Origin of the sequence: Aristophania vespae (assembly GCF_009906835.1) — a bacterium.
Taxonomy (GTDB): Bacteria; Pseudomonadota; Alphaproteobacteria; order Acetobacterales; family Acetobacteraceae; genus Aristophania; species Aristophania vespae.
In genome coordinates, this window is record NZ_CP047652.1 from 1,743,695 (window position 1) to 1,756,733 (window position 13,039).

The following is a 13,039-nucleotide window of genomic DNA, read 5'->3' on the forward strand; positions in this document are numbered from 1 at the left end:
CTTTAACTGATTGTAAAATATGCCTGATCAAGCCCTATAAAGTTACTGAAGGCAGGTCGAGTATGTTCAATGCCTCGAGCTCTTCAGTCGAAAAATGCTGTTCCTCTATAATAGGTAGTGTTTTTTGTTTAAATGCCTCCTGAGTGGCCATTAAGCGAATTTTACCGCTCGGCGTACGGCTAATGCCGCCAGTGCGCACTAACACAATTTTCAGTGCTTTTACCGGACAGATTTGTTTAATGGCACGTGCCATATTTTTTATGAGGGTAAATTTCTGGTCCGATATAGCTGACGATGATATTTCTCCCAAAACACAAAGCGCTTGGTCATCCCAGAATATAGCTAAACCACGAACAGTAAATTGAGGGCATTTTTGACGGATAACACTCGCTAAATCATCAGGATCAAAACGACGCCCCCCTATCAGAAGACGATTTTCCAATCGGCCGGTAACATAGAGATTTCCCTGATGAATAAAGCCAGTATCACGACTCCTAAAATAAAAGTCGCCCTTTAATGGAAGATTAAACCGTTCCTTATTTTCCTGCTCACGATTGAGATATCCAGGCGAAATACTGGGGCCACTCAACCATAATTCTCCGACCCGATCCTCACCTAAATCTTCGCCCGTTTCTGGGTCAACGACAGCAATTTTATGGCCTTCCAGCGCCATACCGCAATTTGCCAATACACGTTGATCTGATTCATCCTTGGGTGGGATAACTAATCCTTTTGTAAGGCCTGCTCTTGAAAAAGCCTTAAAAGTAACGACAGAATCACCGCGTTTTTCCTGCACGGCAACATGCTGCCCCCCACTGGCAAAGCCAAGGGTTGTCTCAGCCATTCCATAGCCTGAATGAATAAGTTTCTTACTAACACCCACGCTAGAAAAACGATCTATAAACCCTTCGACCGTGTCACATTCAATCATCTCAGCACCGATAAGAGAACGCCACCAGCAGGAAAGATCAAGCGTTTTTAATGTGTCTTCTGAAACAGTCCTGGTACATAAATCATAAGCAAAATTGGGGCTGGCTGTAAAAGACACACGATATCGGCTTATAATTTTTAGCCAACGCTCAGGCTTTTCAATAAAATGAAACGGAGACATGAGCATACAAGGCCCGCCGGCAGTCAGCCCGACCAGCAAACCTGTAATAAGCCCCATATCATGCGATAATGGGAGCCAGCTTACTCCCAGGGCTCCGTCATAAAAGCCAATTCTTCCTAGCATAAGAAAGAGATTATAGCCCAGATTGCTATGCGTGATCTGCACCCCGCGTGGCCGTCCCACTGAACCCGACGTATATTGCACAAAGGCTACATCATGCATATCAGCAGCGTGATGACGATAAAGTGGCTCTGTTTTTTCAGCCCCCTCAATCGGAATCCATTTTACTGCCGGAGCGCCTTTAGGCATCGTACGTCTAAAATCGAGTAATGTTTGACGCAGACCAATCACAGCAACAGCCTGTGAATCTTCTAAAATATCAACAAGGCGTGTAACACTTTCAGGCGCAGTAGGATAAATGCCTGAAATAGGAATCATATTGGCATAAACACAGCCAAAAAAACCAGCAATAGCCTCTAGGCCATTTTCAAAGCATAGCACAATATGAGAACGCTCAGGCGCAAAACGTGCAATGAGGCCAGCCACACGACACGCCCATTCATGAGCTTGAGCCAGCGTCATATCCTGAGTGACATTTTCGCCATCGCCAATATAGCTAAATTGTTTGAAATCGGGCGTTATAAGCGCCCGATAACTTAGCATTTCATCTAGCGTAGAACTTTTCCAGTCAAGGAGTAGACGACCATCTTTATGCCTATAAAGATGGTAATCCTCTATTTTGTTCATCCCTCCTCCTTTGAAACATCATCAGCCCCAATAAGAGGAGTTTTACTTGCATTAAGCGTAGCCGCCTGCCGTAAAAGAGAGCGTGCCATTTCGATAATGGTTTCATTACGCGCTAACACAACAAGCGATACGTCAACACCAAATTCCGAACGAATGGCCATTTGCAGCTCAACCCCCGCAAGAGAGTCGATTCCAAGCTCTGAAAGTCTTGCCCCATCACCAATTGTCTCGGGGTCAATTTGTAATACGGACCCTAACTGCCCTTTCAGACGAGCCAGTACGTAATCTAATCTTTCTGACTCTGGCAGAGAGAAAAGAATATTTAATGTATCGGAAAGGCCACCCTTACGGCTTTCCTGCCGAACGGGAGCAAAACGAGCAACCCCCTCGAGCCATGTTAACGCCCCGAAAGCTCGTGACCAGTCAATATCAACAATGGAAAGGCTTGGCTGATCAACACGCAATAAGGCAGGTAACAAGCTGAGAGCTTTTTCTGCTTTAATTGTTTTGACACCCGCAACGTCAAATATACGATTTGCGGCCTCATTACGCACTAACATCCCAACATCACCAATAGCGCCCCAACCAACGGCAATGGCTGTCTCGCCTTTTTGGCGACGTTTTTCGGCAAGGGCATTTAACCAGCCATTGGCAGCAATATAAGAACTTTGACCAGGATTACCGATTTCAGTTGTAAAAGAAGAATAAAGAACGAAGTAATCCAGCTCTAAGCCTTGCGTTGCCTCGTCTAGCGCCTCTGCTCCAAGAACTTTAGGTGCCATAACGCGTTCAACACTCTCTGGTGTCAGGTTGGCGACAATCATGTCATCAACAACACCTGCCGCATGAAACACACCACAAAGCGGTTTTTCTGACGCATTAACGGATTTAACAAGCTTTTTAACGGCTTTTTTATCCGTCACATCCACTAGGTGAATATGAACCTCAACACCAAAAGCCTTAGCGGTTTCTTTCAATGTTTCTAGAGCCTCTTGCATTTCAGGCTGGCTTGGCAAGCGACGCCCCAAGAGATGTAATGCACCGGCTCCCTGACGCAAAAGTGCTTCGGCTGTTTTAAGTCCAAAGCCGCCCATGCCCCCTGTAATGAGATAAGAACCATCAGCCTTAATCTTAGGCGGTTCTTTTTTCATTGGGCGTGCCTGAACATTGCTCAGGTCCTCAAATGAGAGGATTACTTTCCCAATATGCTTCGATGATGCCAGGAAACGGAACGCTTCCACAACCTCAGAAGCAGGAAAGACCGTATGGGGCAAGAAGCTGATTTTATTCGCCCTCGCACAATCGATAATTTCAGTAAGAATACTTCTTCCCACCCGCTCATCAGGCATGAGGCGGTCCATATCAAATGAGAAGAAAGAAAGATTTTCGTTAAAAGGCGTGAGGTCAAGGCGACGATGTTCAACAATATCGCGCTTACCAATTTCTATGAAACGACCCAAAGGTGCCACCAAATGCAGACTTTGTGTCAAAGCCTCGCCCGGGAGGGAATTGAGTACAACATCAACCCCCCGTCCATTTGTCGCCTTTCGAATACCATCAACAAATTCTAACGTGCGAGAATCCCATACGCCCGCGCAACCTTGTTTTCTTAGATAGTCTCTTTTTTCTTCGCTACCGGCAGTGGCATAAATTGTTGCCCCTTTCATAAGCGCTATTTGAATAGCGGCCTGGCCAACGCCACCAGCACCCGCATGAATAAGAACGCTCTCACCTTTTTCAAGATGGGCCAATTTTAACAGCACATACCAGGCTGTAACGTAAACCAGTGGGGCTCCCACAATAGCAGGTTCTGAGTAAGCCAGAATTTCTTCAGTAAGGGGAATGGTGCAAAGATCAAGCCCATCCACATTACAGACCCGATAAAGGCTGAAGCTCTCAGGATAGATAAAGAGTAATTTCTCTCCGACTTTACGTTTTGTAACGCCTTCGCCTACAGCCACAACCTCTACAATAGATTCCATACCCAGATGGTCACCATTATAGGTTCCCTCCACCACTGATTCTGGCAGCAGGGACATTGCTTTTAAAATATCTTTAAAATTAAGACCGGCATGGGTAGTGCGAAAAACAACTTCACCTGGGCCAGGCTTAGGCACTTCATAAGCCTGCCAGCTCAAAGATTCCAGCGTTCCTGATGAGCCCGGCTTTAAGCGGATCCCTAAATGGCCATCCTGGCTCCCTTCCAATGTTTCAAAAGGCACAGGTGCAGGTTCGGGATTTAAATTAGGTTTAATGAGGCGCTCGACGTAACGCTTCTCATCACGGAGGGCTACAGTATCTTCTTCTATAGCTTCTGTAACAAACTCTGCCGCTAGATCTTCTAGCATGTCCTCGGGCAAAATCTGCGGAAGATCGATTGATCTTATCGCAAGATCAATGCGCTCACTCTGAACACCCCGGAAAAAGCCTGTTAGGGCACGTTGTGCAGGTGACACTAACTCATCATACCCCGGGACATGATACGCATTGTGCGTCACAATAATTAATGGCAAACGTTTATGGCGTGTGCGGGTTGGTATTTTATTGACGAAGGCTAATGCTTTTTGTACGGCCTCAATCGCAGACTGCTCGCCATTTTTATCTGGATCATGCAGATAAATAAGTGAGCGCAATTCCAAAATTTTCCTATCATTCTCCAGTAAAGTGACAAGGTCATCTTGTTCGGTCGAAGGATAAGAAAGAACGTCCGCGCCACATTCAGTCAGGAGTGTTTCCAGGCGTGAAGCCAGATCACCAGCTTTACCAATCAGAGCAATTTTAAGCGGTTCACTTAACAGCATTTGCCGCTCAGTCATTACCCAGGAAGGTGCTAGTAAAAGACGCCCTACGCGGCTTTCTTCATCATGCCCGGCCCGCGCTAAACGACGGCATTTCAAACCCAGAATCTCTAGAACAACCTCCCCCTCTTTATCATAAAGAGTGAGGTCAGCTTCAACACGTTCAGTAGAGCGATATTTTGGTTTAACAACAACAGTGACTGCCTCACATTTCTGCCCCATATAGCTCACACGGCGCATCTCTGTAGGGACAAATAAGCTGTCATTATGACCTTCCAGCGGGAAGGCCCCAATCATCGCATGCATTGCACCATCTAAAAGTGCAGGATGAATGAAATAATTTTCTAGCTCGGATTTTTCAGCCTCTTTGAGCGAAACCTCACCGATAGAAATATTTTCGCCACGATAAAGAGCTGTTAGTGTCTGGAAAGAAGGACCGTAACCCATGCCATGGGCAGCCAGTTCTTCATAAATTTTAGGCCCTTCAAAGCGAGTCAGCCCCTGCTTGACTACCTCAAGATCAATTTGATCTTTTTTCCAAGGGGCCGCTTGCAGCAGCGTAACCTGGCCATGGACCTGCCAATCTCCATTATAGGCTATAGTCTCGCTTGTAAAACTCAGCACACGTGATTCTGAGTCAAAACACCAGGCCACAACAGGCACAGACCCTTCTTGTAAAACAAGCGGAGCCGTAAGGCGCAGATCTTCTAAAATAGCTGGTGCTTTTGACTCAATTTGTTCGTGAGCTGCCAAAGCTGCCTCAATATAGGCAGCCGCAGGAAAGAGGGTAATATTATCAATACGATGATCAACCAGCCAGGGCATAATCACAGCCGAAATATTAGCCTGCCAGGAACGGCCAGAGTTTAACGAAGCTGTTCCCAAAACGGGATGAATGGCAAGATCCAAACGATCACGACGGGATGCCTCCATTTCCTGCCATAATTCATTTTCGACACACCAGACATATGGCGGTAAAGCAACACGTGAAGGCCGCATGATCCAGCGCCAATCCGGCTCTGCACCACCTAAAGTAAGATTTATTAATGCCGCGGTGAGTGTTTCCTGATCATCTTCTTTCCGACGCAAACTCGGACAAACCGCTATGGTATGGCGCGTTTCCTCAGCACTTATTTTGATAGAACTTGCCAGAACAGGATGAGCAGCAATTTCTAAGAAGACTGGAAATTCATCTTTTAAAAGCTGGCGTGTAACCTCTAAAAACTGCACAGGCTCTCTGGCATTCTGATACCAGTATGCAGCATCATGAGGGGCATTTTCCTCCCATTTTTGGCCCGTTACTGTAGAGTAAAGTGGGCAATGAGGTTCTTGGCTTTCAAGGTCAGCTAAAGAGGAAATCAAATCGGTTTTGATTTCTTCCATAAAGGGGCTGTGATAAGGAAGCTCTACGCGTAAAAAACGCGTGAAAATGCCTTTTTCTTCCCAATCCTTGGCAAGGGATTCTAGAGACTCTTTCTCGCCAGCTAATGTGCATGATTCAGGAGCATTAATGGCGGCAATAGCGACTTTATGACCAAAAGGCTCAATCGCTTCTTTTAAGGACTCGGCACTAAGACCCACAGCCAACATCGTGCCTTTGCCCTCAAGGCGGGCTTGCAAACGACTGCGATGATAAATGACCTTAACAGCATTTTTTAGGTCAAGAGCACCGCTGACATAGGCGGCAGCAACTTCACCCACGCTGTGGCCTGTAACGGCCCCTGGCTCTATACCTTTTTGTTTAAAAAACTCTGCTAAGCAAATTTGTAATAAGAAGATGGCTGGCTGAGAAATAGCCGTTTCCTGAATACGAGACTCTTTTTCAGAACGGGCTAGTTCTTTTAGAATAGACCAACCTGAAATTTCCTGAAATTCCTTATCGCATTCTTGCGCTAGACGACGAACAGAGCCCGTAGCCTTTTTTAGAAACTGGCGCCCCATGCCCCACCATTGTGGGCCCATGCCAGAAAAAACAAAAACTGGTTTTGTTTTACGATCTGTAACAGCATCTCCTACAAAAAGGGCAGGATGTTTTTCGCCTTTTTCAAAAGCCTCAAATGCTGCCAGGGCTTCTTCTGCCTCATTTCCCCCTGCACTCGGTAAAATTACAGCGCGATGACGAAAACGGGTACGATAGGCCGCAGCAGAAAAGCAAAGCTCTTCCCAGCTTGTAAAAGCCTCGCTTTTTATGAGTTCAGCATAATTATGTGCTGTACCCTGCAATGATTTTTCAGAAAATGCAGAGAGCACCAAAGGAATACGCTTGAAAAAACCTGTTGCCTTTACATTTTTAACACGGAATTTCTGCGCAACTTTCCTTTGTGCATTTTCCTTTTCAGCCAAAGTAGGGCGGCGTAACAGCGCAACGGCATTCGTCCCACCATAGCCAAAAGAATTCACAAGAGCATAAAGCTCTTCACTCTCCGGTAAAAATGCGGGTTTATCTTGTGGAATGGCCAGACGATATTCATCAAAAGGTATGGCTGGATTTAGTTCTGTTAAATTCGCTTGAGGTGGCACTTGCCTATGCTCAAGACAAAGCAACGCCTTAAGGACACCTAATGCGCCTGCGACAGCCTCTGTATGGCCAAGATTAGCCTTAATAGTCCCAACAACAACATCTTCACCTTTGGCCTTATGTTGCCCAACAGCACGCGCTATAGCCTTGGCCTCGATTGGGTCGCCTACAGGTGTGCCTGTACCATGAGCTTCAACATAAGCAATTTGGGAAGGCTCCACTCCTGCCTTGCGCATAACCTCTTTCATGAGGTTTTCTTGTGCATCGGCATCAGGTAGCGTGATGACGGCTGTGCGGCCATCCTGATTTACACCCGTGCCACTAATCACGGCACGAATATCATCACCATCACGCATAGCATCTTCTATGCGCTTTAAGGCAAAAAGAACGCAGCCTTCTCCGCGCCCATATCCATCAGCAGACGCATCAAAACTTTTTGAGCGGCCGTCCTTCGCTAAGAAATGCCCTTTAGACATGAGCATGGCCGTTTGTGGGGAGAGCATAAAATTAACGCCACCAGCAATAGCGACGTCACAATCCCCTAGCAAAAGCCCATTACAGGCCTGAGCTAGTGCCACGAGTGAAGAAGAGCAGGCTGTATCAATAGCCATTGCTGGCCCTTGAAAACCATATACATGGGCCAAGCGTGCTGCCAGCATGGTCATAGATGCCGCAGTAGCTGCAAATTGATCACGGATTTGAGCCCGCATAAAGGGGCTACCGCATAAAATTAGATGATCCTGAGTAAAGCCGCCAATAAAAACGCCTGTACGAGACCCCTGTAGGTCAGCCGGTAAGAGAGCTGCATTTTCTAATAACCGCCAGCTAACACCCAATAAGAGGCGCTGCTGAAAGTCCATTTGCATTCCCTCTCTTGGGGAAATACCAAAGAAGAGAGGCTCAAAATCATAAGAATCATGATTTAAGAAATTTCCCCAGCGCATACTTGTTTTGCCGGGCGTCTGGTCTATAGGATCGTAAAAATGTCCTATACTCCAGCGATCAGGCGGGACTTCGGTTGTCGCGTCGCGACGGTCGAGCAAAAATTGCCAAAGGTCATTTGTGTTACCTAAATGTGAAGGCAATTCGAATCCTACGCCAATGATAGCAATTTCACCCGATCGCTTCATACTCATGCAACTTTTTTCCTTTATTTTTACCCTTAAGAGTCTGATTCTTCTTTAGCTTTTAGAAAAAGTGATACTGAGGCTCTCAACTTTTCACGATCTACAAAACCTATTGTTTTATATGGAATTGTTTCAACCCAAATAACAGTTACTGGCGGCAAAGCAGGATAGCGTTTTCGCAGTGCTTGAGAAAGCTCATTTCCCACCAGATCTTCATGCGTAATAAGTGCGCAATATAAAGATTGTTCGCCTTTCTCATTACGATAAATAAAAGACGCTGCGTCCGAAATAACGGGATCAGCTTTCAGAATGGAATCTATGACTGACAAGTCAAACTTGGCCCCTCCCAGTGCAACGAGGTCATCAACACGTCCGGTTAGATGAAGCTCATAATTCTGAGAGAGAAACCCCCTATCACCAGGATAAAACCACCCCTCACGAAAACGTGTCGCGCTAAATTCTGGCTCATTATAATAAGAGCGCGCCATGCCTGAAGCACGAAGACGAATAATCCCGACATCTCCATATGGAAGAGGCCTGTCATTTTCATCTACAATTTCAACACTGGCCCAGGGGAGAATATTACCAACACTCAGCTCATTTTTACGCAGTGCAGCCCTTTTTTCTGAAACAAGGCCGCATTCGTCTGTGCCATAGGCGATAGTAACGTGTGATGTTAGTTTCTTAAGTGTTTTTTCCAATAAATTATTTGATAAAGCCGCCCCTACGATTGTTAAGTGAATCTGGGAAAGAGGCGCCATTGAAGGGGGTAATATTTTTATAAGATGTTCTAAGTGGGATGGAGTCATCACGACAAAAAGTGGCGTGCCGCGCACAACCTCTGAGCCAACATTTTGACTGTCAGTTTCTCTTACCGTCGTAACACTCGCCAAAGCCGCAGCAATCATCAAAAAGGCACTGTGAGAAGCAGCACCAATTGTGCAAAGCAGGTCAGGTTTTTCTATATTCTGACGTAGGTTGGATAAAACTGTCGTACTATCCTGGTAGATTAAGCGTAAGATAGCACTCTCAATTTCTGAAAAACTAAAAGCAATAGCGTGGAATTCTTTATCTGTTCCCGCTGCTATTGAAACACGACATAAATCATTTGGATCTACCGAAACCGGAGGGAAATAAGACTCCGGACCGTCATCCTCAACCCCGGCAAGCACCTTACGAAACCATTTATCGTCAAGTGAAAGGATTTTTTCTTTTGAGGAAAGATCACCACCACTTGAGATAATGAGATCGGGATTTAAAAGAGCAAGAGCTTGTTCAGGAACCTCTGAATCAGGCAAAGATGCACTCGCCAAACCTAGACGGGACAGGGCCAAAAGCAACAGCCAATGCCGCCATAAGTCAGGACATTGCACAGCAATAAACGGTGCAGACAGTCCTCTTAAATTCTGCAATGCTCGCGCAACACGACTCACTGAAGCTTCTAGGCGTGCAAAACTACATTGCCGCGCGAGTCCTCCGAACGCCAGCGCATCTTTATAGCGCTGCGCATTACGGAGGACAAAACGATCAAACATCCTCGCTCCTATAGACGCAGTTTGGTCTTAATATCTCACCCGAGAACCCAGCACAAAATGTGCTAGGCGCTTAGGGCAGGAGAATCAGAGACAGAAGATATAGGATATGGGCCGCCTGCCTCAAGCTGAATAGAGAGCAGCATCCTCTCTCCTTCTGGGACGTAACATTCAGGAAGAGGTAAGAAAGCGTCACCCATTGTCCAGCGATGAGGTCCAGCTTCAACCACACTCCAGCCAGGCAGATTATCACGCTCTAAATGAGCCGTAACATCTATTTCGCGCCCACCAACCCACAACTCAACCTTACCGACAAGAACGCCAAGATCGCGGCGGTCATCAATGAAGGGTCCAATTGTTGCAGATGGTCTAAAGCTATTGGAAACTAGCCTTACACCACGCGCATTAGCCGGCAGATAGAAAATGGCGCGACCATTACTCTCACGACTTTTCTCAATAACTGTTCCATTATCCAAGATCAGACGCAATTGTGAATCTTCAGTGTAGTTTTGTTTCTGGGCTTGAAGATCTGCCTCTTTGTACCCCAGACTGACAGCACGCTCGCGGAAGTTATTATAAAGTGGCTCAACAAAATCACGACTTACCTCTAGAGGTGCCGCTGCATCATTATGCCATGTCAGTTCTCTTAAGCGAACGATACGTCCCATATCCTCATTTTCGGATTTAATGGAACGACGCTCACCCGTATTGAGGTAGCTTTCAGTCAGGGTATTATTTGCCCAGATAACGGAATGAAGCTCTGTTTCAACATGGTAATAATCATAGCTCTCCTGGCTATAATCATACCGGATTGAAGCGCCATTAACCAACATACGTGCAGGAACAAAGCGCCCTTCAAGATAGAAACAATGTTCAGGTGTGACAAACAAGTCTTGAGATGGCACACCAGGTGCAAAGGCATCTTTACAAACCTGAACGGCCCAGCCAGCTAACTCATCTGGCATGTTTTTGTTAACAACGCTATGGCGTTTCAAGACCGAAGTGACTTCACGCACTGACTTTTGTCCATTTTCATAGACAAAAATGCGATCACCTTTTTTGACATTTTCAACTGCTGTCTCACCTTTTTCAAGGCGCAACAAGGTTCCAGGTAAGAAACATTTATCATAGATGATAATGGTATTACCATATCCGTCATCTAATAATTGGAAGCCATTATCAGGTGAGGATTGACCCTCTGAATCAGGGTAATTACCCATAAGATCCAGCGTCCAGGTCTGGCCATTTTCCGTAACGACAAGCTTACCATTCTGCACGAAAGTCGTGCCTTCGGAATCGTATTTAAATCCTAGAATTCTCAGACGGGCATTATAACCCATTGAGGTCTGGGTCATGACCGCGCCGCTTTCAATGGTGAGAATCCCACCTAGAGAGCCAGACTGCACCGCACCCACGATTGTTGTGGAGGTCATGCTACCGCCAGAAGCAGTCCTGCTAGCGTCATCTTTACTTGTAATGACAGCTCCAACAGATGTTCCGCCAGAATAAACTGTTAGGCTATGGCCATCCGTAACGGTTGGACCACCAACCCAGCCACCACTTGCAACCGTGATGCTAATAGCTGAAGCACCTGAAAGGAACAGACCCGACCCACCGGCAAGAATCTGCACATCTCCCACAGTTGCGCCGGCTTGAACCGTGCCATAACCGCCAGAAATAACAAGCTGATCAACAACACCGCCAACAACAGCACTACCAGCCGTTGTAACAGTTGCACTGGTGAGAGTGCCACCAGAAATAACAGTAGCTGTACCCCCTGATGCCACTAGCGCACTATCAAGTGTGCCGCTTTCATCAATAGTGACAGCACCACCAGAACCCGATGCAAATGCGATGGTGGCGCTGCCGACATGACCACCAGAGGCAATCTCTACCTGACCACCAGAAACCAGAGCACTACCGACTTCACCACCATTATCAACAAACATTGAGCCAGGGACAAGCATTGCCCCGCCAACATTTCTATTGGTTGTGATTGTAGCGGTGTCGATAGAACCACCACTTTCGACAATAACCTCACCGCGGCGCGTGGCAACAGCATTATTGATATGAGCGCCACCATGCACGTAGAGTCTACCACCAGCAGAGGCTACAACATCGTCAAGCCCCGCTCCGCTCATAATGTGCAAGTCACCATGATGATATTTTGGATCATTGATGACAGTTGTGTAATCGCCCCTGACGAAAGCCTGGTTGCCCTGGATTTGAGCGCCAGAGAAGAGATAGGCCGTACCACCACTTATAAAGAGGTCATTAATATAACTGTCAGCACCTGCGCTGATAACACCGCCTTTTTGCACAGAAACATGCTCAATAGCAGCACTAGATAGAATTATTGTACCTGCTGCATTTGGAACAGCGTTGGTCGTATCATCGCCATAGGCCGCAGCACTAAAGACAGAAGCCCCACTGCCGATATCAACCACCCCTGCCCTACCAGCAGAGACGACGCCATTTTGAATAACCGCCCCGCCCAGGAAGGATAAATGACCCTGGTTATTAGGGTCACCAGTCACGGCGATTGCGCCAGCCGTGGCGCCGGAGTTCATAACCGCCTCACCACCGCTAACGGTCAATTTATCAACAAAGGCACCTGATAATATAGAACCAAGACCACCACTATTGACTGTGATGTCGGAGCCTATGGCTCCGTTCTGCATTACTAATTCACCGCCATTGATCTGCAACCCGCCACCGGAGCCGCCATTTTCAATGACAATTTTACCATTATCTACGTTAGTGCCAGACCCCAGGTAACCGCCAGACTGAACATCGACATAGCCGCTATTTACCGTTTGTAGAGCTACACCACCGCTAGAGACATATACCTCACCGCCTGACTGCACCGTAGTTTGTATCGCCGAACCACCATCAGAAATCAGCTCAACACCACCAGAGGTAATGACAGAACTTGTGGCATAACCATCTGAGCCAACAATTTCGGTGCCGCCACTTAAAACGGTATTACCGACACTATAGCCTTTTGAATAATTACCAGCAGATGTTGAGTGATCAGATGTAAGAACCGATTCGTAAGTACCACCGGCAACCAGAACCGTGCCACCAGAACCGGCAGTAATACCCACGCCCGTCGCACCAGAAACGAGAATCTGTCCCCTCCTAATGCGGTAGAACGCGACGCCAGACCACCATTGACCAATTGAGTAGCGCCGTGGCCGCTAAAT

General features: G+C 46.8%; 4 protein-coding genes. All 4 read right to left on the bottom strand.

Annotated elements, in window-relative coordinates; genetic code table 11:
• Positions 1 to 34: 34 nt before the first annotated feature.
• The 4 genes from GT348_RS07880 to GT348_RS07895 all read right to left on the bottom strand — a co-directional run bounded on the left by GT348_RS07880 (position 35) and on the right by GT348_RS07895 (position 12,940).
• Positions 35 to 1,858 (bottom strand): AMP-binding protein, encoded by a 1,824-nt coding sequence (locus GT348_RS07880; protein ID WP_160619229.1) that lies wholly within the window; start codon positions 1,856 to 1,858, stop codon positions 35 to 37.
• Positions 1,855 to 8,310 (bottom strand): type I polyketide synthase, encoded by a 6,456-nt coding sequence (locus GT348_RS07885; RefSeq protein WP_160619230.1) that lies wholly within the window; start codon positions 8,308 to 8,310, stop codon positions 1,855 to 1,857. Before GT348_RS07885 ends, GT348_RS07880 begins: the two co-directional genes overlap by 4 nt.
• Positions 8,311 to 8,336: 26 nt before the next feature.
• The gene (locus GT348_RS07890; RefSeq protein WP_160619231.1) at positions 8,337 to 9,836 is read right to left on the bottom strand and encodes an AMP-binding protein; all 1,500 of its coding nucleotides are present in this window, start codon (positions 9,834 to 9,836) and stop codon (positions 8,337 to 8,339) included.
• Positions 9,837 to 9,898: 62 nt separating this feature from the next.
• Entirely contained in the window at positions 9,899 to 12,940 is a 3,042-nt protein-coding gene (locus GT348_RS07895) for a Hint domain-containing protein (RefSeq protein ID WP_160619232.1), read from the bottom strand.
• Between the last annotated feature and the right edge of the window lie 99 nt (positions 12,941 to 13,039).

Bases quoted from the DNA above. Each gene is read 5' to 3' on its own strand.
- GT348_RS07880 (WP_160619229.1), bottom strand. From the start codon at position 1,858: ATGAACAAAATAGAGGATTACCATCTTTATAGGCATAAAGATGGTCGT.
- GT348_RS07885 (WP_160619230.1), bottom strand. From the start codon at position 8,310: ATGAGTATGAAGCGATCGGGTGAAATTGCTATCATTGGCGTAGGATTC.
- GT348_RS07890 (WP_160619231.1), bottom strand. From the start codon at position 9,836: ATGTTTGATCGTTTTGTCCTCCGTAATGCGCAGCGCTATAAAGATGCG.